The organism is Frankia sp. BMG5.23 (genome assembly GCF_000685765.2).
GTDB classification, from domain to species: domain Bacteria; phylum Actinomycetota; class Actinomycetes; order Frankiales; family Frankiaceae; genus Frankia; species Frankia casuarinae.
Genome location: NZ_JDWE01000023.1, coordinates 33,843 through 57,746 on the forward strand (window position 1 = coordinate 33,843; position 23,904 = coordinate 57,746).

Consider the following 23,904-nt stretch of genomic DNA (forward strand, 5'->3'; position numbering starts at 1 on the left):
GGTCCGGGGCGGGGGTTGGTCCGGCGGGTGTTCACAGGGCGGGGGGGCGTCCTTCGTAGGGGGTGGAGAGCACGACCATGGTGCGGGTGGAGACGTTCGCGGCGGCGCGGATCTGCTGCAGCAGCGTCTCGAGGTCGCCGGGGGTGGCGACTCGCACCTTGAGCAGGTAGCTCTCGTCGCCGGCGACGCTGTGGCAGGCCTCGATCTCGACGATGTGGGCGAGCCGGTCGGCGGCGTCGTCGGGTTGGCTCGGGTCGATCGGTGTGATCGAGATGAAGGCGGTCAGGGGCAGGCCGACCTGGGCGGGGTCGACGAGCGCCGTGTAGGAGGTGATCACTCCACGCTGTTCCAGGCGTCGGACGCGCTGATGGACGGCGGAGACCGACAGGCCGGTGGCTCGGCCGAGGTCGGTGAAGCTCATACGCCCATCTCGGCACAGCATCTGCACGATTTGACGGTCGAGATCTTCCAGCACGTTCGGAGCGTATGCAGGAGGACGGGGGATGATGTGGATGTTTCTGGTCCGTGGTCTGGTCCCGTGGGGATAGCCGCTGGGATGGGTACCGGCTGTGTGCGGGGAGGGTGGGACGGTGTTTGTGGGTGAGCGGGCGGGGGCGGACGGTCGGCTGATGCTTGTCGACACCCCGTCGCTGTACTTCCGGTCGTTTTTCGGGGTGCCGCGTTCGGTGCGGGCTCCCGACGGCACGCCGGTGAACGCGGTGCGGGGACTGCTCGACGTGCTGGCCCGGCAGATCGGCGAGGTGCGCCCGAAGCGGGTCGTGGCGTGTTTCGACGCCGACTGGCGGCCGGCGTTCCGGGTGGCGCTGCTGGCGTCCTACAAGGCGCACCGGGTCGCCGACGTCGGGGCCGGCGAGGCCGGCGGGGGCGGGCAGGTCGAGCGGGTGGACGGCGACCTGCTCGCCCAGCTCCCGATCATCGACGAGGTCCTCGACGCGTTCGGGATCGCCCGGGCGGAGGCCGCCGGGTTCGAGGCTGACGACGTGATCGCGACGCTGGCGACCCGTCACCGGGGGGAGGTGGACATTCTGACCGGTGACCGGGACCTGTTCCAGCTCGTCGACGACGCGGCCGGGGTGCGGGTGCGGTACGCGGTGGAGAAGTTCGCGGTGGTGGACGAGGCGGCGGTGACGGCACGCTACGGCGTTCCGGGGCGGGCCTATGCCGATTTCGCGGTGCTGCGCGGTGATCCCAGTGACGGGTTGCCGGGGGTGGCGGGGATCGGGGCGAAGACCGCCGCGGCGCTGCTGACCCGGTTCGGGTCGCTCGCGGCGGTGCTCGCCGCGGTTGACGCCGACGGCGGCGCGGGTCTGCCGGCCGGGGCGCGGCGTCGGTTGCGGGGCGCCCGGGACTATGTGCGTGCCGCGGTGGGGGTGGTGGCGGTGGTGCGGGACGTGCCGGTGGGTGCCTTCGCTGATCTGCTGCCGGCGGCGCCGGTCGATCCGGCGGCGGTGGGGGCGCTCGCCGAACGGTGGGGGCTGACCGGTTCGTGCACGCGGCTGGTGCGGGCGCTGGCCGAGGCCGCGGGTGGCTGAGGCCGTGGACGGCCTCAGCCGGCGTGTTCGTCCGGTTGCCGCTTGAGCGGGCGTGTTCGTCCGGCTGTCGCAGTGACGCGCAGGGTCATCTCGGCGGGTGGGTGGTGGGGCTGCCCGTCATGGCGCTGCCCTGGTGACGGTAGGTTTCCCTGCGTACCTCGGCGTGGGCACACGCAGGCGGTGCGCCGGTTGACGTCGCGGGGGCGGATCGTCGCCTACTGTTGCCCTCCGGGTGAGCTTCGGGTGGGCGGGTGCCCACCCGGACGAGCAGGGCCCAGGCGGCGCAGCGGTGCAGCGGATGCTCACCGGACGAGCAGGTGGCGGTGCAGGTGACGGCAGCGGAGGTCAGGGTGGGGCTGCGTGAGCGGCTCGCGGGTAGGCGGGTCCTGGTGACCGGGGTGACCGGGTTCGTCGGGGAGGCGCTGCTGGAACGGTTGCTGTCGGACTTCCCCGACACGGCGGTGGTGGCGCTGGTGCGGCCGCGGGGCAGTCACAGCGGGGCGGCGCGGCTGGCGCGGATGATGCGGAAGCCGGCGTTTCGCGGGTTGCGGGAGGGGTTGGGTGCGGCGGGGGTGGCGGCGCTGCTCGCCGAGCGGGTGGAGGTGATCGAGGGGGATCTGGCGTCGATGCCGGATCTGCCCGCCGACCTCGACGTGGTCATCCACTGTGCCGGGGAGGTGTCGTTCGACCCGCCGGTCGACGAGGCGTTCACCACGAACGTCGGTGGGGTGGCGGAGCTGCTGCGGGCGCTTGCGGCCGGGGGGGCCAGGCCTCATCTGGTGCATGTGTCGACGGCGTATGTGGCGGGGTTGCGTTCGGGGCACATCGCCGAGGGGCCGCTGGCCCATGACGTGGACTGGCGGGTCGAGTGGGATGCGGCGTCGCGGGTGCGCCAGCAGACCGAGGACGCCTCGCGGGCGCCGGAGTGTTCGGCGCGGTTTCGGGCGCAGGCGTCGCGGCGGTTCGCCGCCGCCGGGGCGCAAACGGTGTCGGCGGAGGCGGAGCGGCTGCGCCGGGCGTGGGTGGCGCGGCGGATGGTGACGGCCGGGGGTGAGCGGGCGCAGGTGCTGGGGTGGACGGATGCGTACACGTTCACCAAGGCGTTGGGTGAGCGGTATCTGGAGGATCATCACGGGGATCTGCCGTTGACGGTCGTCCGTCCCTCGATCATCGAGAGTGCGCTGCGCCGGCCGTTCCCGGGGTGGATCGAGGGGTTCAAGATGGCCGAGCCGCTGATCCTGGCCTATGGCCGCGGTGAGCTGCCGGACTTCCCCGCCTCCCCGGACGCGGTGGTGGACATCATCCCGGTGGATCTGGTTGTCAACGCGATCCTGGCGGCGGCGGCGGTGGTGCCGCCGGCGGACACCCCGGCCTATTACACGGTGTGTTCGGGTTTTCGTAATCCGTTGCTGTTTCGGGATCTGTACGCCTATGTGCGGGACTATTTCCAGGCCGATCCGTTGCCGCGGCGCGGTCGGGGGACGTTCGCGGTGCCGGAGTGGCCGTTCGCGGGGGCGGCGGCGGTGGAGGCGAAGCTGCGTCGCTCGGAGCGGCTGGTGGGGTTGGCGGGCCGGGCGTTGGAGCATGCCCCGCCCTCGGATCGGGTGCGCCGGTTTGCCGGGGAGCTGGAGCGGGCGGAGAGCCGGGTGGGGTTTCTGCGCCGCTACTCGGATGTGTACCGGGCGTACACGAAGGCGGAGCTGGTCTATGTCGACGACGCCACGGGTGCGTTGCACGCGGCGATGGATCCGGCCGATCAGGCGGAGTTCGGGTTTGATCCGGCGTGTTTCGACTGGCGGCACTATCTGCAGGACGTGCACTGCCCGGCGGTGACGGCGGTGCTGCGCCGGCCGCGTGATCCCGCGCCGCCGCGGCGGCTGTCGGGGCATCTGGCCGCCGGTGACGGGGTGCTGGCGGTGTTCGACCTGGATGGGGCGGTGGCGTCGGCGACGGTGATCGAGTCGTATCTGTGGATGCGGTTGGCGGACGCCTCGGCGCCGCGGCGGGTGCGGGAGCTTGCGTCGCTGGCGGTGGCGTTGCCGCGGTATGTGCGTGCGGAGCGTCGTGACCGGGGGCATCTGATGCGGTCGGTGTACGCGCGCTACGCGGGGGTGGATCCGGCGGAGTTGGAACGGCTGGTGGTGGAGGTCGCCGGGGACATTCTGCTGCGGCGGGTGAAACCGGCGGGGATCCGTCGGGTGCGTGAGCATCGGGCGGCGGGGCATCGCACGGTGCTGCTGACCGGGGCGGTGGAGGTGTTGACGCGGCCGTTCGCGCCGTTGTTCGACGATGTGGTCGCCGCGCGGCTGGAGGTGGGTGCGGATGGTCTGCTGACCGGCCGGTTGGAGTCCTCGCCGCTGGTCGGGGATGCGCGGGCGGCGTTCATTGATCATCATGCGCGGGTGTTGGGGGCGGATCTGGGGGTGTCGTGGGCGTATGCGGACAGCCAGTCGGATCTGCCGTTGCTGCGGGCGGTCGGTAACCCGGTGGCGGTGAACCCGGATCTCGCGTTGCATCAGGTGGCGCGGGGGGCGGGGTGGCCGATCGAGGAGTGGGCGTCGGCGGCCGGGGAGCCGCGTCTGGTCGTCGGGGACCGTCGGGAGCGTGGCCTGCGGGCCGCGGCGGCGCGGGCGGGGGCGGCGGCCTTGAGCTCAAGGCCAGGCCCGGGCACGGGGCCGGCGGGGGTCGTGGTGTCGGGGGGTGGGCGGTGACCCGCGGGTTGGAGCTGTATGCGTCGGTGTCGCGGCAGGCGGCGTCGCGGCTGGTCGGGGCGGGGCCGTCGGGGTGGTCGGGGCTGGCCGGGGTGGCGGCGCCGCTGCGCTATGTCGAGCATGGTGATCCGGTGGTGCCGGGTCCGGGGTGGGTGACGGTGCGGCCGCGGCTGGCGGGGATCAGCGGGTCGGATCTGGCGTTGGTGACGGGTCGGGTGTCGGCCTATCTGACGGCGATGGTGGGTCTGCCGTTCGTGCCGGGTCAGGAGGTCGTCGCCGAGGTGCAGGAGTCGGTGACGTTGGACGACGGGCGGGTGCTGGCGGCCGGGGACCGGGTCGTTGTCGATCCGGCGCCGGGCAGCGGTCCCGGGACCGGTGACGGCAGAGTCGGTGACGGCAGAGTCGGTGACGGCAGAGTCGGTGACGGCAGAGCCGGTGACGGCGGGTGGGCGCGGGGGGTGGGCGGCGGTGGGTGGAGCCGGGTGATGCTCGCCCACCGTGGGCAGCTGTGCCCGGTGCCCGCGACGTTGCCGGATGCCCGGGCGGTGCTCGTCGACCCGCTGGCCGCCGCGGTGCATGCCGTGGACCGGGCGCGGGTCGGCGCCGGGCAGCGGGTCCTCGTCGTCGGGGCGGGGGCGGCCGGGTTGTGCACGGTGCTTGCGTTGCGGGCCCATACCGAGGCGGGGCAGGTGGCGGTGGTGGCGAAGTATCCCCGCCAGGCGGAGCTGGCGCGCCGGTTCGGGGCGGACGTGGTGTTCGACCCAGACGGGGCGGTCGCCGGGGTGCGTCGGGCCACGCATGCGATGCGGGTGTCGCCGCGGGCGGGTGGGGCGTTCCTGCTCGGCGGGGTGGATGTCGCGTTCGACGCGGCGGGGCGGGCGTCGTCGTTGTCCACGGCGCTGCGCACGACCCGGGCGGGGGGGCGGGTGGTGCTTTCGGGTGTGCCCACGGGCCGGGTGGATCTGACGCCGCTGTGGGCGCGGGGGTTGGAGTTGGTGGGGGCGGCGCGGCGCGGCGCGGCGCCTTCGGTGCTGGCCCGGGCGTTCGCGTTGGCCGCCGGCGCCCCGTTGGACGGGGTGGTCGCGGCGACGTATCCGCTGACCCGCTGGCGGGAGGCGTTGGAGCACGCGTTGTGCGCGGGTCGGCTCGGTGCGGTGCGGATTGCGTTCGATCCGACGGTGGCGCTGTGAGCGGGCGTGCCGGGATCGGGCCGAGGGCCGGGGCGGGTGGGGTCATGGCGAGGCTGCGCCGCCGGGCGGGGCGCCAACACGGAGGGGTTGTCCCTTCGTGCCGGACGTGGAAGGGATCATGCTGGTGAGACCGGGGTTCGTGCTCGAGGTTGACGAGCGGACTCCCCCGCTGCTGGTGCACCAGGGTGAGGGCGTGCTGCTCGAGCAGTTCCCGCTCGGGACACGGGTGGTGTATCCGCCCGAGTCGCTGCCCGGGGTCGGTGACGTCGATGCGGCGATCGCCGCGGCGTTGGCGGCGCCGGTGGGCAGCGAGCCGCTGGCGGCGTTGCTGCGTCCGGGGATGCGGCTGACGATCAGTTTTGACGATCTGTCGACGCCGTTGCCGCGGATGCGTCGCCCGGATGTGCGGGGGCGGATCATCGAGGCGGTGCTGACGGCGGCGGCGGCGGCCGGTGTCGACGATGTGGCGCTGGTCGTGGCGAACGGGTTGAACCGGCGGTTGAGCGCCGGCGAGGTGGAGCGGATCGTCGGGGAGCGGGTGTTCCGCTCGTTCTGGCCCGGGCAGTTGCGCAGCCATGACGCGGAGGATCCTGACAATCTCACCGTCGTGGGGGTGACCGACGCCGACGAGCAGGTGGAGGTTTCCCGCCGGGTCGCCACCGCCGACCTGCTGGTGCACGTCGGGGTCGTGCAGAGCCCGGCGGCGGTCGGTGCGGGCGGGCTCGTGACCGGCCTGTCGTCGTATGCGACGCTGCGTCACGTGCACAGCGTCGCCGCGGCGGTCCGCCGCGTCGGCCTGCCCGGGGACGGCGCTGGCGGCGTCGGGGATGGGGGGGTTGGTGCGCCGCCGGGTCCGGCGGCGCGGATGGGTCGGCTGCTGTGCGAGGCGGTGCGGGTGTTCGCCGTCGCGGTGACGGTGAACGCCGCGACGGCGCCGGTGCACTATCCGTTCCTGACCCGCCGGGAGTGGGAGTGGTCGCTGGCCGATCAGGCGATGGCGGTCGGGCTGGGCCGTGGCCTGGAGCTGGTGGGGTCGCGGGCGCGCCGCCGGCTGCTGCGTGACTTCGCCGCCGACTATGCGGTCACCTCGGTGAGCGCGGGGGATCCTACGGCGGTCGCGGCGGTCGCGGCGGCGGCGGTCGACGCCCAGCAGCGGGTCACCGTCGATGGGCAAAGCGACGTCGTTGTCGTCGGGCTGGGCCCGTTCGGGCCGTTCGACGCGGGTGCGGTGGTCAACCCGGTGCTGGCGGCGCACGGCGCGCTCGGGGAGGTTTTCGGCCGGTACCGGGGGCGGCCGGTGGTCCGCGAGAACGGGGCGTTGATCGTCTACCATCCGCTGACGCCACGGTTCTCCCAGCTGCATCACCCCTCCTACGTGGACTTCTACGAGGAGGTGCTCGCCGAGTCGACCGAGGCTGCGACGGTGGAGGCGAAGTTCGAACGGCAGTACGCCACCGATCCCTGGTATGCGTCGCTGTATCGGACGTCGCTTGCTCATCACGGGGTGCATCCGTTCCACCGCTGGTATGAGGCGGCGCCGGCGATGGCCCATGTGGGGGATGTGGTGTGGGTGGGCGGTGATCGGGCGGCGTGCGCGCGGCTGGGGTTCCGGGCGGCGTCGACGTTGGCGGATGCGTTGGAGATGGTGTCGGGATCGGTGGGCCGTGATCCGTCTATCACCTATCTGCACTCCCCACCCCATCTGATCGCCGAAGTACGGTGACCGCGGGAGATGCGGGTCACGGATCGTGCGGTCGCCGGCTGGGACGCGGTGGCCATGCGCGGCGGAGCACAGGTGCCAGCGGTGGACCGGATCGGCAGGGGCAGAGGTGAACGGGATGGCGGGTAGGCCGCGACGGGGTGTGGGGCTGCGGGCGGTGCTGGCCGGGTGGCGGCCGGGGGGCCGCGGGCCGGTCCCGGGCAGCGCCGAGGCGCATCGGGTCCCCGAGGTGCCGCGGGAGTTCCCGACCGCGTGGGCGCGTCGCCCGGCGGCGCGGGCCGCCCGGGGGGTGTTTCTGCGTGGGGTGATGCGCCCGCTGCTGCGGACGACGCTGACGGTGGCGGTGCACGGTGCGGAGGCGTTCGACGGGGTCCGCGACACCCCGGTGATCATCGTGTCGAATCACAGCAGTCATCTGGACGCCCCGCTGCTGTTGTGCACGGTGCCCGGGTGGGTGCGGGCGCGTACGGTGGTGACGGCGGCGGCGGACTATTTCTTCGACAGTGCCTGGCGGGGGGCGTCGAGTGCGTTCGCGTTCGCGACGGTGCCGATCGAACGGCACGGTGGGGCGCCGTCGGCGACGCCGATGAACCTGCTGGGGGACGGCTGGAACCTGGTGATCTTCCCGGAGGGGACGCGGTCGCGGGACGGGGCGCGGGGCCGGTTCCGGTTGGGGGCCGCCTATCTGGCGATCAACGCGGGGGTGCCGGTGGTTCCGGTGGGGCTGCGGGGTGCGTACGCGGCGATGCCGCGGGGACGGTCCTGGCCGGTGGCGGGCCGTCCGCCGGTGTCGGTGCGGTTCGGCCGGCCGATGCGCCCCGCGCCGGGTGAGGATGTGCGGGCGTTCACCGCGCGGCTGGCCGCCGAGGTCGATCGGCTCTGCGCCGAGGACGCGACCTCCTGGTGGGAGGCGACGCGGGCGGCCTTCGCCTCGGGTCTGCCCGGTGCGGCTGGTCTGCCCGATACGGCTGGGACGGCTGAGGAGGCGCGGGTCGGGGATGCGGCGCAGGTGCCGGCGGCGCGCTCGGCCCCGGACGTCGCAGCGACCCCGGCGGGGTCCGAGCCGGCGGGCCGCACCGCCGGGGACCCCGGCGGTGCGGCCGGTGGTGGGGGCTTCCCCGGTCGGACCAGCCCGCGGGCGGTCCCCCGACCGGGTGGGACGGGTGGGACGGGTGGGGCCGCGGGGTCGGCGGCGGTCTCCGCGCGGCTGCGTGGCGCCCCGAACACCCCGACGGCGCGGTGGCGGCGGATCTGGGCGGCGACCGAGCCGGCGCCGCGCCCCGGGTCGCGTTCCCCCTGGCGGCGTTAGAACCGGGCCGCGGCTTGGCCCGGCGAGGTCGAGGATGGCCAGAGCGCGGGGCCGGTCTGCGCGAGATGGGCCAGGTAGGCGCGCGGGGACACCACGCCGGTCTCCTCTCACTCCTCCTACGTTGACGCCCAGGGCCGCCTATGACAAGCAAACTTGACTTTATGGAAAGTCGACTTTACATTCATGCCATGACCGATGACATGACCGATGAGACGCGGCGGGACAACGTGACACGCGCCGCCCGCAGGGCGATCTTCCTGGACGGTCTCCCCGTCGCCACCCTCGGCGGGATCGCTCTGGCCCTGGGCAGCGGCCCCGACCAGACCGCCGCCCAGAAGGCCTGGTGGCTGGGGGCCAGCGGCGCGTTCACGCTCGCCGTGGCATGGGTACTGCTGCGCGCCTTCCGCCGCGCCGACGAGTACCAGCGCAAGATCCAAGTGGAGAGCATGGCGATTACCTTCGCGGCAGTCCTGGTAGGGCTTCAGCTAGCCGCCCTGCTCGACGCCGCCGGCATCGTCCAGCTACGCCAGCTCACCCAGATAATCACCATCGGCGGCGTGGCGATGTGGCTGCTGATCGCAGACCTGCGCACCCGTCTACGCCGATGAAGAACCGGCTGCGCGTGCTGCGGGCGGAACGCCGGTGGAGCCAGGCCTACCTGGCCGACCGATGCCGGGTGTCCCGGCAGACCATCAACGCGATCGAGACCGAACGGTACGACCCCAGTCTTCTCCTGGCATTCACCCTCGCCGACATCTTCAGCCTGGCCATCGAGGAGATCTTCATCCCCGACCGGTCAGGGACAACCACCGCCACCGACCGGCCCTGAGCTCGACCTCGGCCAACGCGCCCCAGCCACTCCAACATCGACACCCCGCTCCGTCGACAGATCGCCGATCACCGGCACGCACCGGCAGCACCGGTGACCACAGCGGTCCTGCCCTCCACCGCAAACAGCTCACCCGGACCAGCAACCTCGGGCCGCGCCCATGCCTCCTGCATGCCGCATCCCGCACTTCACGCTGCTGGCGTATCCCCAGTAGTCGGGACGCTGGCCGAAGACCGGCGGCTGATCCGCCGGACCGTCAGGCGCCGGGCGCCGGGCGCCGGGCGCGGGTGAGCAGGCCGAGAAGCGCCAGCGCGGCGAGGGCCATGACGACCAGGCCGTACCCGCGGGCGGTGGGCAGCAGCCCGTGGTGGGTGACCAGGTAGCCGGCGACGACCGCGGGGACGCCGAAGGCGAGGTAGCACAGCACGTAGACGGTCGAGAGCAGGCCGGCGCGTTCGTGCGGGGCGACCAGGGGGATCAGGACGCGCAGGCCGCCCTGGAAACCGGCGCCGAGACCGATACCGGCCAGCGTGGTGCCGACGAAGAACGTCGGGGTGGAGGGAAGGTCCGCGCCGAGCAGGGTGACACCGACGCCGACGAGCAGGCCCAGGGCACCGAGGAACATCACGGTACGGGCAGCGGTGTCGCGCAGGAGCAGCACCGTCAGGGCCGCGGTCACGGTGAGGGCGAAGACCGCGAGACCTCCCAGCACGACCCAGCGGGAGTCGACGACGAGACGGGCCAGGCTCGGGCCGAGGGAGAGGTAGAACCCGCTCAGGGCCCAGGATGCGACCAGGCAGGGCGCGGCGATCAGCAGGTCGCGGCGGGCGGCGGCGGGTACGCCGATGGTCGGGCGCAGCGACGCGAGCGCTCCGGGGATGCGCGGTGCGGTCTCGGGCATCGCCGCGACCCCGACCGCCTGGGCGAGCACGATCGCGCACAGCACCAGGTAGACCAGACGGGTGGGAGCGGGCAGGTAGGCCACGAGCAGACTGGACCCGAGGGCGCCCAGGGCCAGGCCGGTGAACGGGCCGACTCCGTTGGCCAGGGTGCCGCGGGCCCGGTCGAGGTCGAGCAGGCCGGCGCCGAGGGCGCCACTGGCGGCGCCGGTCGCCAGGCCCTGCAGAACGCGGCCGACGGTCAGTTCCCCCACCCCGCCGGCGGTGGCGAACACCGCCAGGGCGGCGGCGAGCAGCAGCGAGGAGGCGAGCAGCACCGGACGGCGCCCGATGTGGTCGGAGAGGGCTCCGACGGTGAGCAGCGCAGCGAGGACGGCCAGGGCGTACACGGCGAACACGACGGTCACGGTGATCGGGGAGAACCCCCAGCGGGCCTGGTAGACCGGGTAGAGGGGGGTGGGGGCCGAGGACGCGGCGAGGAACGAGCCGATCATCGACGTCTGCAGGAGGAATCCGGCGCGCGGGGACAGCCTGCCCCGGTGGGGCGCCGCGCCCGGGTCGGACGGGGCGTCGCGGGCCGCGGCCTGCCGCGGCAGGGCCACCGCCGGTACCGGGGCGGTGGCCGAGGACGGGGTCCCGTAACCGGCGGCGCCGGTCTGGCCGGTCTGGTCGGCGGGAAGGCCGGTGGCGATGGGTTGGGAGGACATCGGGTTTCCCTTCACCGGACAGCTAAAGCTAAGATTTTGCGTTAGCGCCCGACGGTACCCTCGGCCCGACGTTAACGCAAAGGATGTGCGTTAGGCTGGATGCGTGAGTCCGTCCGAGGGTCCGCGGCCCGGGGGGCGTAGCGCGCGGGTCCAGCAGTCCGTGCATGCCGCGGCGCGCGCGCTGCAGGCCGAGCGGGGTCGGCACGAGATCACGGTGCCGCTGGTCGCCGCCCGGGCGGGGGTGACCGCCTCCACCGTCTACCGGCGCTGGGGGGATCTGACCGAGCTGCTCGCCGACGTCGCCGCCGAGCGGCTGCGCCCGGAGACCCCGCCGGTGGACACCGGGTCGCTGCGCGGCGATCTCGCCGCCTACTGCGAGCAGTACCTGGAGGAGATGTCCTCCCCCGCGGGCCGGGCGTTCCTGCGCGACCTGGTCGCTTCCTGCGGCGACGACCGGCCGGCGTGCCGCTGTGACCTGTACATCCGCGAGCAGATCGGGGTCATCGTCGAACGGGCCGCGCGTCGCGGTGAACCCACCCCCGGGGTTGGTGAGATCGTCGAGGGAGTCATGGCGCCGATGATGTACCGCATCCTGTTCGTCGCCGACCCGGTCGATCTCGCCGACGCCCGCCGGTTGGTGGACGCCCTACTCGCCCGCGGCGGTGGTCAGCCGCGCGGGTAGCCGAGCCGGGTGTTGTACTCCTGGACCGCCGAGGCGGAGCTGACCATGGCGATCACCCACACGATGAACCACACCGGAACGGTGATGATCAGTGTGATGATGAAGAAGGAGAACATCCACAGGAACAGGTCGGCGATCAGAAGCACGACACCCGTGGTGGTCTTGCCGGCGTAGATGTGGCCCACGCCCAGCCACAGGAAGGTCAGCAGCAGCGCGACCGCGACCGACTTCGGCGGTACCGGCGGGTAGCCCTGGCCCGGGCCGGGACCCGGGAAGGGTTGCGGCGGGCCGATCGGATACGGCGTCGGACCCGGCCCGCCGGCCTGGCCGTGAGGCGGCGGCTGTCCGTACGGCTCGTATCCGTACGGCTCGTAGTATCCGGCCGGCCCGGGCTGCTGCGGTTGCCGGTGCGGATCGTCCCACCTTGTCATGTGACCCCCGATCTTGTCGGTGCACACTGTAACAGGATCATCCGGTTACGTGAATGGACCGGAATACCGGAACCGCGATCGGCATCCCCAACCTTCAGGAATGTGACATTCACCACACAAAGATCGTTATGTGGATAAACCTGTCGACAAGCCGGTGGGTAACCTGCCGCGACCCTGTGGATGTCCTGTGGGGCGATGCTGATCCCGGATTCGCCGAGAAGTCAAGATGTTGCGGTGCGTACCGGCCGCGATATCACTGGAGTATGGCTCTGGCGCATCTGACTTCTCGTCCGACCACCACCGCCCGGCCCGCCGTGCCCGCCGTGCCCGCCGTGCCGGGCAGCGCGCCCGCGCTGCCTCCCAGCGTCGCCCGGGTCGCCGCCCGCACCCGGCTGTCCGCCGAGCTGCTGGCGGCGATCCTGGAGGTCGAGCGGCGCACGCGGGCCACCCTCGAGGACATCGAACGCGCCGACGCGCTGGCCGAACGGCTGCTCGTGCGCCGCGGTGCGCGGCTGCGCGCCGCGGCCGGCCGCCCGGCCCGGTGACCTGCTCCCCCGGGCTCGGCTCAGGCGGCGCCGGCCCGCCGCGAGGCGCGCTCGGCGTGCGCCGAGGTGAGCATCAGGATCTCGTTCATCCTCAGGGTGAGCACCCGCGACGGGTGCTTGTCGAGGATGTCCTCCACCTCGAGGAGGGCGGCTTGGGCCACCGCGGGATCGCGGCGCAGCGTGGTGGCGGCGAGCGACGCCAGCGCCCAGCCGCGGTCGAGGGTCGCCGGGGTGGTCAGGTCGATCGCGGTGTAGGCGGCGGACCGCGCCCCGGGCATCCCGAGGCGGGCCATCGCGTCGGCGACGACGCAGGCCTCCCGGACCTCGTCGAAGGGGGGCCAGCCGGGATGGCGCAGGCCGAGCACGGTCGGCCGGTGGCGCAGTCGGTTCAGGGCGGCGTCGAGGGCTGCCTCGTCGCCGGTGGCCGCGGCGACGGTGACCTGCACCGCCGCCGCCCAGCCGTGCAGGTAGGGATGGTCGACGGCGGCCGCCTTGGCCGCGGCGTTGCCGGCGGCGGCGTAGCGTCCGGTGACGAAGGCGATCGCCGCGTCCAGGCTGTGCGCGGTGCCGGTGAGCAGCCGGTCGTCGAGCTGGGCGGCGAACTGCTCGGTGAGGGTCGCGAACCGCCGCGCCGAGGTGTCGTCGCCGGTGTCGACGGCCAGCATCCCGAGGGAGAACGACAAGTAGCCGGCGACCCGGGTCAGTTCGGCGTGCACCGTCGGGGACAGCCGCCGTCCCAGGGCGGCCTGGACCCGCCGCCAGTCGGCGATGACCGGGCCCACCAGCGTCGTGTGTGGGGCGGAGAACAGGGTCGTGGCGTACCGGTGCAGCCGGTCGTCGAGTTCGGTGAGCGTCACCGGATCGGGATCGGCGAAGGTGATCTCCCGGGAGAGTACCGCCGCGGCCCGTCCGGCGGACGCCAGACCGAGCCGGTCCGAGGCCCGGGTGGGCGACAGTTCCAGGCCGTTCATGACCATCCCCTCACGTTCCGCACCGGCGCCTCGTGGCGCACCGGTCACAGCCCGGCGACGGATGTCCGACCGGGCGGGGACCATGCTTCGTTGCGTCGTCCCGTGGCTGGGGCCGCCGCCGGTCGGCACGGCCGGCCGTACGCCGATGATGCTGATGAACCCGCACGGTTCACCCCAGTGCGTAGCTGATCCGGCAAACACTGTGACCAGTCGCAAGCTACCGCGCAAGAGGGGGGTTGTGTACAGCGGTTTGACAGATTGATCAGAGTCTGCTCCTGGTCTGCCCCGGACAGCTCGGACGTTCCCGATGATCGAGCTCGGGGTCCGTCCCCGCCGTGCCCGCCCCCGCCGGTGAGGTGGTCGCGGCGCAGGTCAGGCAGGTCGGGGGGTGCGGTGTTCCCGGTCGTCGAGCCATCGGTCCAGATCCTGTTCCCTCGACGCCCCGCCGTCGCCGCCAATCCGCGATCCGTCGGATAACTCACAGGCGGACAACTCACCTGCCAGGGCAAGCCTCGCCTCCCCGTGGCCGGGCCACCCTGCCGATAGGGAGAACTGTGGTAGGGAGAGACTGTGGTAGGGAGAGGCAGTGGATCTCCGCGGGCAGACCGCACTGATCATCGGTGCGTCGACGGGCATCGGCGCCGTCTTCGCCCGCGAGTTCGCCGCCCGGGGCGCCGACCTCGTGCTCGTCAACCTCGTGCTCGTCGCGCGCGGCGAGGACCGGTTGCGCGCGAACGCCGCCGAGATCACCCGGCGCAACGCGCTGCTGGCCCGGGGTGGGCGGCTGCTGCCGCGGCGGGCGCTGATCCGGATCCCAGCTCCGGGTCGACGACCTGGTCCAGCTGCCGTCGTACGTCGGCCTCGGTCAGGACGGCTGACGCGACGGTCATCACGCGCCTGCCAGCCGCAGCTCGGCCGGCACCGGGAGGTCGTACATCTTGGCGGCGTTGAGCCCGAGGATCTTCTTCTTCTGCTCCGTGGTGATGGGTGCGTACCCCATGTCCTCGGGGAACTGCCAGTCGACGAAACTCTCGATGAGCCACTTGGGCGTCCAGATCGCGTAGTCGGAGGAGAACTGGATCTTGTCCTCGCCGATCCAGTAGAGAAGTTCGCCCATGACCTGGGCGAAGTAGCGCGGCTTCGAGTACATGAAGTGCATGACCACCGCGAGTCCGCCGTATACGTTGGTCTCCTGGGTCGCGATCCAGCAGAAGTCCTCCAGCCGGGGCATCCCCACGTGCTCCACAATGAAGTTCAGGTCTTCGAAATCGCTTGCGACGTGGTCGATGTCGGCGACGTCGAACGCGTCGCGGTCCAGCGGCTTGATGGTCGGTCCCTTGTGGACGTGGATGTTCTTGATGCCTAACTCCTGGCAGGCCTCCAGGTACCGATAAGCCCAGGGATCGGTCAGCTTCCATCCGCGCGAGCCGCCTTTCCACTCCGCGGTGTAGAGCTTGACCCCCTTGAGACCGAACCTCTCGGCGTCGGCGCGGAGCTGGTCGAGGCCGGCCTCGCCGTTGCGCGGATCCCAGTTGTGGTTGTAGGTCAGCTTGTCGGGGTGGGCCTGGGTGAGCGCGAACGCCTCTTCGGTCTGCCCGAACCCGTTGGTGTAGAACTCCCCGAGGTAGGCGGGTTGGAAGATGGCGTGGTCGACGTACCCGGTCTCGAACACATCCTTCATCAGCCGCTCGCCGCCCTGGTAGAGGTACTCGTCGTACTCCCACATCTCCGACGCCGGGGTAAAGCTCGTGTGGTAGGCGTAGAAGCAGTCGATGAACTGCTTGCCGTGGACGTTGCGCTGGTTCTCCGGGCGCCCGTCCCACAACGCGATGTGGGCGTCCACGATGAAGTAGTTCTCACCGTCCTTGGCGTACATCCTGGTCCTCCTCCGGCCCACGGCCATCGCGGGCCTGTCGGGAGGCTAGTGCCCGCGTGGGGGGAGAGGTCCCGGGGTCGATGTCTCATTGTGGGATGACCGAATGTCCCAAACTGAGACACGCGCGGCCGTGCCAGGGACGAGGCTGGCGCCTACGCTTATGACCTGGATCACAGCGGGGCTTTCAGGGAGTGTCATGCCCGACGACGTCATCCCGGCACGTGCCCGCGGGTTCGCGGCCAAGGCGCGCGCGGGGCGCGACCACACCCGGTCGGACGTCTCCTGCCGGCTGATGGCCTCCTGGCAGCGCAGCGAGGAGTACGGCGTCTCCCTCGACGACGTCGACCCGGTCTTCTCCGGCACGATCGACCAGAGCTCGCTGTTCTACGACAGCGGCCGCGAGGTGCTGGCCAGCCTCCACCGGACGCTGGCCGCGGAGCCCGTCAGCCTGATGTTGACCGACGCGGACGGCTTGGTGCTCAACCGTCTCAGCGGGGACACCAGCCTCCTGCGCGCGCTGGACCGGGTCCACCTCGCGCCGGGCTTCTCCTACGCCGAGCGGGTGGTGGGTACGACGGGACTCGGGCTCGCGCTGGCGGACCGCGCCCCGTCCCTGGTGCGGGCCGAGGAGCACTACGCCGTCGGGCTGTGCTGCTACACCTGCGCCGCGGCGCCGGTGCTCCACCCAGGGACCGGACGCCTCGAGGGCTCGGTCAACCTGACGACCTGGTCGGAGTCGTCGAGCAACCTGCTGCTCGCGCTGGCTGAGTCCGCCGCGCAGCACACGACGGACCTGATGCGGTTGCGGTCCGGGGGCGTCACGGGTGGCCGCCCGCGCCCACGCGGCGAGGTGTTCCGGGTGGAAAGCCCGCGCGCGGAGCCCGGGGCCGGCAGTCTGCACGACCTCTCCGGCTCCTGGCGCCGTGCGGTGTCACTGGCAGAGGCGGGCCTGCGCGACGGGCGGGTCGTGGCCTGTGTCGGCGAGCCGGGCAGTGGCCGTACGACGGCGCTCGCGCAGGCCCTGCGCCGGGCCTTTCCGCGCTACCGCATCCTGGCCGCGAGCAACCCGGCAGCGGCGGACGTCGAGCCGTGGCTGTCCCTGTGGACCCCGGAGCTGACGAAGGCGAGCACGGCGGTCATCGTGCGCGACGTCGACCTGCTCCCCCTGTGGGTGGCCGAACAGGTGCGGGACCGGGTGCTCAGGGCCCGGGTCGAGGCGCGATCGGGCGCAGCCGACCCGGCGGGCTGCCTGCCCTTCGTGATCACGGTGGAGCGGTTCGAGGATATCCCGGCCGCACTGCGCGCGATCGTTGACGGGATCGTCCCGGTCGCACCGCTGCGCCAACGGCCCGAGGACATCGGGCCGTTGGCGCGGGTGGCGGCCCTGCGGGCACGGGGCCGCGAGGTGGATCTGACCCCGGCGGCCGAACGCGCCCTGTCCGACCATCGTTGGCCGGGCAACGTCGAGCAGCTGATGCAGGTCGTCAAGAAACTGGCTCGCCGCCACGACCCGATCGACGTCGGACACCTCCCGGCCGAGGTGCTCTCGCACGGCCGCCACCGGCTGACGCGACTGGAGACGTTCGAGCGGGACGAGATCGTGCGGGCTCTGAACGACCCGTCCCTCACCATGGCCGAGGCAGCCGAGCGGGTCGGCCTGAGCCGGTCCACGCTCTACCGGCGGATCGCCCAGTACGGCATCCGGGTCAGGTAGCCGCTCAGCCCGGACTCACCGGGCCGCGACCACGTAAGGATCACTGTCACGGGAGTACTAGAACTGTCACGGGAGTACTAGATCAGCACCTGGCGCTGTTTTCCGTTCCGATGTTCCTCATGCCCCGGCCAGGGGTGAGGAGGGGGGTGAACAGGAGGAGGGATGCCGCGGTGAGGCCGACGATTGCCAGGCGGGGTCCGGTGGCGCCGGCGGCGAGGTGGACGGCGAGGGTGACCATGGCCACGCCGAGGGCGGTGCCCAGGCCGCGGGTCATGTTGACCAGTCCGCCGCCGGTACCCGACGCGTGGGCCGGGATCGCACTCATGATCGTGGTGTTGTTGGTGGGGGTGTAGACGCCGAGGCCGAGGCCGAGCATGGCCATCGGGGGGATCAGCCAGGGTGCGGACAGTGGCACGGCGAGTGCGGCGGCGAGTGCCATCGTGCAGGTGACGGCGCCGAGCGCGTAGCGGCGGCGGTCGCTCCACCGGTCGGGTAGGACCGCCCCGGCGCCGCTGGCGGCGAGCGCGAAGCCTCCGGGCAGGGCGGTGAGGACCAGCCCGGCGTGCAGGGGGGAGGTGCCGCGGTCGGTGAGGACGACGGGGACCAGGACGAGCGGGCCGAACAGGACGAGGTAGCCGCACAGCGCGCCGACGAGTCCCCCCGCGAGGGCAGGGATGCGAAGGAGGCGCAGGTCGATCAGGGGTGCCGGCGCGCGGCGTTCCCGTTGGACGAGGCCGTAGCCGGCGAGCGGGGCGAGGATGGCGAGGATGGCGGTGGCCGCGGAGGGCAGGTTCAGGCCGGAGACGGCCGAGATGGCCAGCAGCAGGGTGGTGGTGGCGGTGGCGAGGAGGGCCAGGCCCGGCCAGTCGAAGGGGGCAGGGTCGGTGCGCTGGCGGGTGCGGGGTAGCAGGTAGTAGCCGGCGATGAGGGCGATTGTCCCGACGGGGACGTTGATGGCGAACACCCAGCGCCAGCCGAGGGTGGTGACCAGGGCTCCGCCGAGGGTGGGGCCGAGAGCGAGGCCGAGGGCCTGGGCGGCGGCCTGGACGCCCAGGGCGGCGCGCATCCTCGGGCGGGGTGCGCTGGTGGCGACAAGGGCGACGCTGTTGGCCTGCAGCATCGCGGCGCCGACGGCCTGCGCGACGCGGGAACCGATCAAAGCGGCGAGGCTGGGAGCCAGGCCACAGGCGGCCGAGGTGGCGGTGAAGACGAGGAGTCCGTAGAGGTAGAACTGTTTGCGGCCGTGGGCGTCGGCGAGCCGGCCGACGGGCACCAGCAGGGCGACCAGGGTGAGCAGGTAGGCCAGGGAGACCCAGGTGACTGCGGCGAGCGGGGCGTGGAACTGTGCGCACAGCGGCCCGTAGGCCAGGGTGACGATGCTGGCGTCGAGTTGGCCCATGAACGCGCCGAAGCACACGGTGGCGACCGCCAGCCACCAGCCGCCCGGCAGGTCGCGGACCGCGCGAGGGCGGGCCCGCTCGTGGGCCAGCAGCGACATCAGGGTGTTGCGGGATGCGGAGGTACGCACGCCCGGGTCCATGGCTACCTGCTCCTCCAGCGGAAGCCGCTCACGGCAGGGCGCGGCTCCCCAGCTCTGTCTGTGACAGATAAACTCTGTTTCAGACAGAGTAGGCCGGTGCGGGGGCGGATGCCAGGCCGGCCGCTGGAGGTGGGCACGCGGCGTTGGCAGCCGGCGGTGTAGGCCGCGACGTACAGGGCGAACAGCCTTCCCCGGCGAAAGGCCCAGCGCCGGTCGGCGGCGAGCAGCAGCACGCCGAGGTCCTGAAAGTAGTTACCCACCGTCCGATCGCCTGCGCCAGCACCAGCCCGGGCGCGGCGGCGTCCGCGAAGCCGGCGGGCGTGATCCCGCAGCGGCGGCAACCGGTTCGGCACGCCTCCCGAGGAACCTGCGGTCAGGGTCCGCCGGTGGCGACGGAGGACGGGTCGGCCGGGCGGCGGTCATCGAGCTGTTCGACCAGGCGTGACAGGGCCGGCAAGGCTTCGACAATAACGGCCTGGTCGGCGGCGGCGAGCCGGCCCAGTGCGTCGCCGAGCCTGCGTTCGTGGGCCTCGCGCCACCCCTGCAGATGGCGGGTACCGGTCTCGGTCAACGACACCCGGGCCGCGCGCCGGTCGGCCGGGTCGGTGACCCGCCGCAGAAGATCCGCGTCCGACATCTGTTGCACCAGGGTGCTCACCGTATTCGGGGCCAGGTGGAGCAGGCCGGCGAGCTCGCCCACCCGCGCGCCATCGCGTTCCTGCAGGCATTGCAACAACTCCACCTGGGCCATCGGCAGGGCCTCCCACGGGTAGTCGCTGCGGATACTCGTCCGCAGCACCCGCCGAAGTCGAGTGACGACCTCGGTCAACGCCCGCGCGTCCCGCTCCAGCCGTAGCTGCACCACCACCCCGACAGGATAGCTGGAAAAGGGCCGGTTTCACCGGTCGGATCAGCAGGTTCTCCACGACGAGGCCCAGACCCCACCGCAGGCCTCACCCGCCCCTGCTCGGCCGGCGGGCTCGGACCCGCACCCGTGACCAATTCTTATACCGTTATTAGTATCACGGTTGTGGTGCGGAGTCGGGTAGGGGCATGCCGGTACTACCATCATGGCCATGGTGCGGACGCCGTTGACCCGGCTGGAACGCGAACGCGGGGAGCGGTTGGGCGCCCTGCTGCGCACCGCCCGGGGGGACCGCAGCATGGTCGAGGTCGCCGCGGCGGCCGGGCTGTCGGCGGAGACGCTGCGCAAGATCGAGACGGGCCGGATCGCGACCCCGGCGTTCTTCACCGTCGCCGCGCTGGCGCGGGTCCTCGGCCTGTCCCTGGACCTGATCGCCGACGCCTGCGCCGATGCGGCGATCCCGTCTGGCGTCGCATGGGGCTGAGAAACCTCGGGAAGAAAGATTCGTGTTTGTCCTCCGTTCGGCTGAGTCGCTGAAGATTACCGGTGGCGGGGAGCCGCACGGCACGACCGTGGGCGCGGGGCGTATCACCCGGAGAACACGCGATCCCCGGCGCTGGTAGGTCAAAGCTGATGAGACGTCAAGGCCGCCGGCCGGTGGACCTGGTATTGAGCAGAGTTTCCCGGACTGTCTGCAGGAAGTGGGCTGGGCCGGCCTGGTCTGTCCAGCTGTCGCGGTAGGCCAGGGGAATGGGCGAGTTGCCGAGGTAGGTGGCGCGTAGGGCACGGGTGACCAGCGTCCCGGCACCGGCACCGGCAGAGCCGGCCGCGGCGGCTACGGTGTCGGCGGCGAGCTCCGTTTCTGTGCCGCCGGCGAAGGTGTAGGTGATGACGATGTGGACAGTGCCGTCGGCCGGGTCGGCGCTTATGGCGGGGTCGGTGGTCATCTGCCAGATGGCTCCGGGCTCGTCGCGGGTGACCGTCCACTCGACCTCGACGGTTGTGTCCGGGGCGACCTCGATGACGTCGACGAATCGTGCCCCCACCGGCACCGGGCGGTCGGTGTTCTCCCCGCGGACCGCCTTCGTCGCAGCGAAGGTGCCGACCCAGTTGTCGGGAGTTGCCATGAAGGCGTAAATCTCCGCTGCGGACAGTGGAATGTGCAGGCTGACTTCGAGCGTGGTGTCGAGCACTGGATGATCTCGATTCCTGCCGGCTGGGGGCGGGGGTTGGTTCAGGGTTCAGGGTCAGGATTCGTTGGAGAGCATTTCGGTTCGGTCAGGTGCGCCGGGGCGAAGAACTCCGCCAGCGGAACGAAGCCGGCAACCATACCGAGAAACTTTTTCCGGGTTTCTGGACTGTTCGCCGCGGCCACCAGCAGCGCGGCCAGTTCGGGGGGGAACGCCAGTTCGCCTACCGTGCAGGCAAGCCGGTAGGACGCGGCGGTCGCCTCGTCGCGATGCCGCTGGAAATCCGCCAGGGCGGCGTTCATCGGCTGCTGCCCGGACAGGCCGCGGTCCACCGCGGCCGCCAGCAGGTCCGCCTGGGTGAAGGCGTCGAGCATGCCCTGGGCGGTCACGGGATCGCGGTGGTAACCGGCGTCGCCGACCAGCGCCCAGCCCGGCCCGTGGCCTGCGCGGTAGTAGTTGTCGGGGTAGAGGGAGCCGTGGAAGCGTTCCTCGCGCCGGCCGCGGGTGGCCAGCTCGTCGGCCAACTCGGGGAAGACGGCACGCACGACACCGAGGAAGTTTCCCGGCACGTCGGCCCGGAACTCGGCCAGGCGCTCCCGCCGCCGCATAACCGCAACCACGGTCAGGCCGTCGTTAGTCGGCCAGCAGCCGATCTGGGCCCCGTTGCGGAAGCGGGCGCTGTGCTGCCGGTCGAGGCCGCTCCAGTACGAGTAGTAGATGAAGCTGGCGGCCGGTACGACGTTGTAGAAGGCGGCGTTCATCGTCGCCGCGATCGTGGAGCGGGGGCCGTCCGCGCCGATGACAATGGCGGCCCGATCCTCGGCCGCGGCGCCGCCGGAGCGCCGGGTGCCACCGCGGATACCCACCGCGCGGCCGTCGGCTACCAGTACGTCGGTCACCGGGTAGCCCAGGCGGACCTCGACGCCGGCGTCGAGCGCGGCGTCCAGCAGCATCGCGTCCAGCACGGTGCGCCGGGGTGCGTAGGCCGCGCTGATGCCGTCCACCGGATCGACGCCGCCGGTGATGACGCTGTCCTCCCAGGACAGCGTCATCTCGGTGATCGGCGGACACCCGGTTCGGACAAGTCGGTCAAGCAGCCCCCAACCGGCCAGCTGGTGTGCCCCGGCCTGGGGCAGATAGTGGGTGGACAGCGTGTCCGCCGGAAAGGTCGCGCGGTCGACCAGCAGCACCCGGTGGCCGCGCCGGGCCAGCAGCATGGCCAGCGGGGAACCGGCGCACCGGGCACCCACCACAATTGCGTCGTACATCCAGTCAACCCTTCTGAACGAGCGTCGCACACCCGTGCCGGTCAGCCCCGTCCACCGGTCAGCCGAGCCGGTCCAGGACGTCGGCGACGACCCTGCGCACGGTCGGCCCGAGACTTCTCCAGGCGGTACCGAGGTCGTCCGCGAAGAACCGGCGATATCCGGTGTCGACGGACCGGATGCTCGCCGCATACCCGGAATGGAACAGAACCGGAATCTTCAGCCCGGGCGCGGTGGCGACGGCGACGGGGCCGGCATCGAGCGCGAGCGCGTCGAAGACCTGGATCTCGGTGCGGTCGGCGTGCTTGAGGAAGACCAGCAGCCATCCGTCCCCGCTACCATCGCCGTTCTCTCCGCCGGGCGCGACGTCGCCGTCGCCGGTGACCGGCACGTACACCGGCGACTCGCCGATGGTGCCGGTCGGAAACGACCACGAGCACTTCTCCGTCATCGTCTCGAGGTCGATGCACACCACCGACGAGGCAGTCCCGCCGGCCGGCAGCTGATCCACCGGCACGACCCGGTGCGGGTGGTCGCGGTACATCTCGACGACCCGGCTGACCAGGCTGTCCGGCGGTGCTCCCCAATACGCCTGCCACAGGTACCGGCCGCGTTCCAGGGCCGGGCGTCGCAGGTCCCTGGCGTAGAGCAGGGTGCCCCAGTGCCGCCGGGGCTCGAGGAAGTACCGGGTGGCGCGTACCTCGCCGGTGCGTCCGGCGATGACGTACCGACCCACCGGTGAGGCGTCGACCGGCGTCGGGAGAAATCCGCGCAGGCTGGCCGGGAAGTGCTTCCCGGACCCCCAGACGGTGTCGGTGTCGGTGATCGCGTAGTTGATGTCCCAGCCGTTCGAGTGGGCGACGTACAGGGTGATGTCGTCGCCGTCCTGGGCGTAGTCGGCGAACTCGTGGAACGACTCGTAGGGCACCCGGGCGTGCGCCACGGGGACAGCGCCCCCCACCCGCCTGGTGGTCAGATCCCTCTTCGCCACCAGATAGATATCGGTGAACGGCTGGTGCGGCCTGGTCCGGTTCCGGCCGGCGACGCTGCCCGGCTCGGGCCGGAAACCGATTTCGGTGAAGATGACGTAGTCCCTGGTCACCGTCACCTCGTGGGTGCCCTGCACGATGCGGGCGCCCGGTACATGCCAGCTTTCCAACGCGCCGCTGCCGTCCCAGCGCACCACCCACAGCGGCCCCTCGACATCGGCCGTCGAATTTCCCCGGGGGCGTAGGTGGATGTTGCACCACCACAGGCAACCGTCGTCCAGGTCGACGACCGGATGGGACGTCGTCTGCACACCCGGGAACAGCGGGTGCGCGCCGACCTGCGGGTATTCGTCCACGCCACCGAGAAAACTCTTGAAATCAAAGGTGACCGGATCGAACTCCACCGGCCGCTGCCGATCGGAGGTCAACAGCAGCCGGTCGCCGAAGAAATGCGGCGCGGTGTGGCTCACCGCCGGTCGCGCGCCCACCAGCAACCCGGCCAGCTCCGCCGGCGGCAGCACCGAGCGCAGCGCGCCGAGAATGGCCAGGTCCGGAGTGACGACCCGGCGCGTCTGCCAGCGCTGGGTGGCCAGGTCGACCCGGGTGAGCATGCCCGGCCCGGTCAGGAAGAAATCGAGCGCGGTCGGCTGGGACGGACCGACGACGAAGGCGTGTCCGCGCAGGCCGGCCGGCCACTGCCCGGCAGTTGTGGTCAGCTCGACGTCATACTCGCGACTTGGTTCGAGGACATGGTAGAGCGCGTGATCCATGCGACTCCTTGTCGGTGCCCCCGCGACGATGACCCACCATGTTTTGGGTTCAACGCTATGTCGTTCTGAACAGCTGCTCTGAACAGCTGCTCTGAACGGTTGTCCTGACACGGCCCGTTCACCGGCCACAGCCAGATTACAACAGCTC

At 71.8% G+C, this 23,904-nt stretch carries 21 protein-coding genes and 2 pseudogenes; 12 read left to right on the forward strand and 11 right to left on the reverse strand.

Features of this window, described 5'->3' with window-relative positions:
• Positions 1–31: 31 nt before the first annotated feature.
• Positions 32–472, reverse strand: coding sequence for an Lrp/AsnC family transcriptional regulator (locus BMG523DRAFT_RS12400; RefSeq protein WP_193359376.1), 441 nt, complete (start codon positions 470–472; stop codon positions 32–34).
• Between the two features lie 157 nt (positions 473–629).
• On the opposite strand from BMG523DRAFT_RS12400, the gene BMG523DRAFT_RS12405 reads away from it, so the two are divergent.
• The 7 genes from BMG523DRAFT_RS12405 to BMG523DRAFT_RS12435 all read left to right on the forward strand — a co-directional run bounded on the left by BMG523DRAFT_RS12405 (position 630) and on the right by BMG523DRAFT_RS12435 (position 9,312).
• Positions 630–1,553 (forward strand): 5'-3' exonuclease, encoded by a 924-nt coding sequence (locus BMG523DRAFT_RS12405; RefSeq protein ID WP_082456744.1) that lies wholly within the window; start codon positions 630–632, stop codon positions 1,551–1,553.
• A 350-nt stretch (positions 1,554–1,903) separates the two neighbouring features.
• On the forward strand, positions 1,904–4,264 hold the full coding sequence (locus BMG523DRAFT_RS12410) for an HAD-IB family phosphatase (RefSeq protein ID WP_023841330.1): 2,361 nt from the start codon (positions 1,904–1,906) through the stop codon (positions 4,262–4,264).
• The gene (locus BMG523DRAFT_RS12415; RefSeq protein ID WP_043591240.1) at positions 4,261–5,454 is read left to right on the forward strand and encodes a zinc-binding dehydrogenase; all 1,194 of its coding nucleotides are present in this window, start codon (positions 4,261–4,263) and stop codon (positions 5,452–5,454) included. Before BMG523DRAFT_RS12410 ends, BMG523DRAFT_RS12415 begins: the two co-directional genes overlap by 4 nt.
• A gap of 118 nt (positions 5,455–5,572) precedes the next feature.
• Positions 5,573–7,177, forward strand: a complete 1,605-nt coding sequence (locus BMG523DRAFT_RS12420) for a lactate racemase domain-containing protein (protein ID WP_043591225.1) — start codon at positions 5,573–5,575, stop codon at positions 7,175–7,177.
• 115 nt (positions 7,178–7,292) lie between these two features.
• Positions 7,293–8,483 (forward strand): lysophospholipid acyltransferase family protein, encoded by a 1,191-nt coding sequence (locus BMG523DRAFT_RS12425; protein ID WP_023841333.1) that lies wholly within the window; start codon positions 7,293–7,295, stop codon positions 8,481–8,483.
• Between the two features lie 200 nt (positions 8,484–8,683).
• Positions 8,684–9,091 carry a hypothetical protein gene (locus BMG523DRAFT_RS12430; protein ID WP_235463112.1) on the forward strand — a complete coding sequence of 136 codons (408 nt, stop codon included), beginning with the start codon at positions 8,684–8,686 and terminating at the stop codon, positions 9,089–9,091.
• Positions 9,088–9,312, forward strand: a complete 225-nt coding sequence (locus BMG523DRAFT_RS12435; protein WP_011436695.1) for a helix-turn-helix transcriptional regulator — start codon at positions 9,088–9,090, stop codon at positions 9,310–9,312. Before BMG523DRAFT_RS12430 ends, BMG523DRAFT_RS12435 begins: the two co-directional genes overlap by 4 nt.
• 256 nt (positions 9,313–9,568) lie before the next feature.
• Here BMG523DRAFT_RS12435 and BMG523DRAFT_RS12440 read toward each other — a convergent pair whose 3' ends face one another.
• A complete protein-coding gene (locus BMG523DRAFT_RS12440) occupies positions 9,569–10,918 on the reverse strand; it encodes an MFS transporter (RefSeq protein WP_011436696.1) in 1,350 nt (449 codons plus the stop codon).
• A 103-nt stretch (positions 10,919–11,021) separates the two neighbouring features.
• On the opposite strand from BMG523DRAFT_RS12440, the gene BMG523DRAFT_RS12445 reads away from it, so the two are divergent.
• Positions 11,022–11,600, forward strand: a complete 579-nt coding sequence (locus BMG523DRAFT_RS12445; protein ID WP_023841334.1) for a TetR/AcrR family transcriptional regulator — start codon at positions 11,022–11,024, stop codon at positions 11,598–11,600.
• On the opposite strand, the gene BMG523DRAFT_RS12450 is transcribed toward BMG523DRAFT_RS12445, so the two are convergent.
• Positions 11,585–12,031 (reverse strand): TM2 domain-containing protein, encoded by a 447-nt coding sequence (locus BMG523DRAFT_RS12450; RefSeq protein ID WP_011436698.1) that lies wholly within the window; start codon positions 12,029–12,031, stop codon positions 11,585–11,587. The genes BMG523DRAFT_RS12445 and BMG523DRAFT_RS12450 overlap by 16 nt on opposite strands.
• 263 nt (positions 12,032–12,294) lie before the next feature.
• Between BMG523DRAFT_RS12450 and BMG523DRAFT_RS12455 the strand changes: the two genes are divergently transcribed.
• The gene (locus tag BMG523DRAFT_RS12455; protein ID WP_051623857.1) at positions 12,295–12,576 is read left to right on the forward strand and encodes a hypothetical protein; all 282 of its coding nucleotides are present in this window, start codon (positions 12,295–12,297) and stop codon (positions 12,574–12,576) included.
• A 20-nt stretch (positions 12,577–12,596) separates the two neighbouring features.
• Here the strand turns inward: BMG523DRAFT_RS12455 and BMG523DRAFT_RS12460 are convergent, their stop codons facing one another.
• Positions 12,597–13,547, reverse strand: coding sequence for a hypothetical protein (locus BMG523DRAFT_RS12460; protein ID WP_011436700.1), 951 nt, complete (start codon positions 13,545–13,547; stop codon positions 12,597–12,599).
• A 586-nt stretch (positions 13,548–14,133) separates the two neighbouring features.
• On the opposite strand from BMG523DRAFT_RS12460, the pseudogene BMG523DRAFT_RS26480 reads away from it, so the two are divergent.
• A pseudogene (locus BMG523DRAFT_RS26480) lies at positions 14,134–14,295 on the forward strand (oxidoreductase); the annotation flags it as partial.
• A gap of 141 nt (positions 14,296–14,436) precedes the next feature.
• Here the strand turns inward: BMG523DRAFT_RS26480 and BMG523DRAFT_RS12465 are convergent.
• Positions 14,437–15,423, reverse strand: a complete 987-nt coding sequence (locus BMG523DRAFT_RS12465; RefSeq protein ID WP_023841335.1) for an amidohydrolase family protein — start codon at positions 15,421–15,423, stop codon at positions 14,437–14,439.
• 196 nt (positions 15,424–15,619) lie between these two features.
• On the opposite strand from BMG523DRAFT_RS12465, the gene BMG523DRAFT_RS12470 reads away from it, so the two are divergent.
• A complete protein-coding gene (locus BMG523DRAFT_RS12470; protein WP_235463114.1) occupies positions 15,620–17,137 on the forward strand; it encodes a helix-turn-helix domain-containing protein in 1,518 nt (505 codons plus the stop codon).
• Between the two features lie 82 nt (positions 17,138–17,219).
• Here the strand turns inward: BMG523DRAFT_RS12470 and BMG523DRAFT_RS12475 are convergent, their stop codons facing one another.
• The 3 genes and pseudogenes from BMG523DRAFT_RS12475 to BMG523DRAFT_RS12485 form a co-directional block, all read right to left on the reverse strand.
• Entirely contained in the window at positions 17,220–18,677 is a 1,458-nt protein-coding gene (locus BMG523DRAFT_RS12475; protein WP_152987851.1) for an MFS transporter, read from the reverse strand.
• Between the two features lie 149 nt (positions 18,678–18,826).
• Positions 18,827–19,020: pseudogene (locus BMG523DRAFT_RS26485) on the reverse strand (prolipoprotein diacylglyceryl transferase); the annotation flags it as partial.
• A gap of 30 nt (positions 19,021–19,050) precedes the next feature.
• A complete protein-coding gene (locus tag BMG523DRAFT_RS12485) occupies positions 19,051–19,545 on the reverse strand; it encodes a MarR family winged helix-turn-helix transcriptional regulator (protein WP_023841338.1) in 495 nt (164 codons plus the stop codon).
• A 208-nt stretch (positions 19,546–19,753) separates the two neighbouring features.
• Between BMG523DRAFT_RS12485 and BMG523DRAFT_RS12490 the strand changes: the two genes are divergently transcribed.
• Complete coding sequence (locus BMG523DRAFT_RS12490; protein WP_035941703.1) at positions 19,754–20,026, forward strand: helix-turn-helix domain-containing protein; 273 nt, start codon at positions 19,754–19,756, stop codon at positions 20,024–20,026.
• A gap of 157 nt (positions 20,027–20,183) precedes the next feature.
• Here the strand turns inward: BMG523DRAFT_RS12490 and BMG523DRAFT_RS12495 are convergent, their stop codons facing one another.
• From BMG523DRAFT_RS12495 to BMG523DRAFT_RS12505, 3 genes are read right to left on the reverse strand one after another with little or no spacing between them, the layout of a single operon-like run.
• Positions 20,184–20,735 (reverse strand): hypothetical protein, encoded by a 552-nt coding sequence (locus BMG523DRAFT_RS12495; RefSeq protein ID WP_011436707.1) that lies wholly within the window; start codon positions 20,733–20,735, stop codon positions 20,184–20,186.
• Between the two features lie 41 nt (positions 20,736–20,776).
• Complete coding sequence (locus tag BMG523DRAFT_RS12500) at positions 20,777–22,000, reverse strand: NAD(P)/FAD-dependent oxidoreductase (RefSeq protein WP_023841339.1); 1,224 nt, start codon at positions 21,998–22,000, stop codon at positions 20,777–20,779.
• Positions 22,001–22,058: 58 nt separating this feature from the next.
• Complete coding sequence (locus BMG523DRAFT_RS12505; protein ID WP_011436709.1) at positions 22,059–23,756, reverse strand: carotenoid oxygenase family protein; 1,698 nt, start codon at positions 23,754–23,756, stop codon at positions 22,059–22,061.
• Positions 23,757–23,904: the final 148 nt, after the last annotated feature.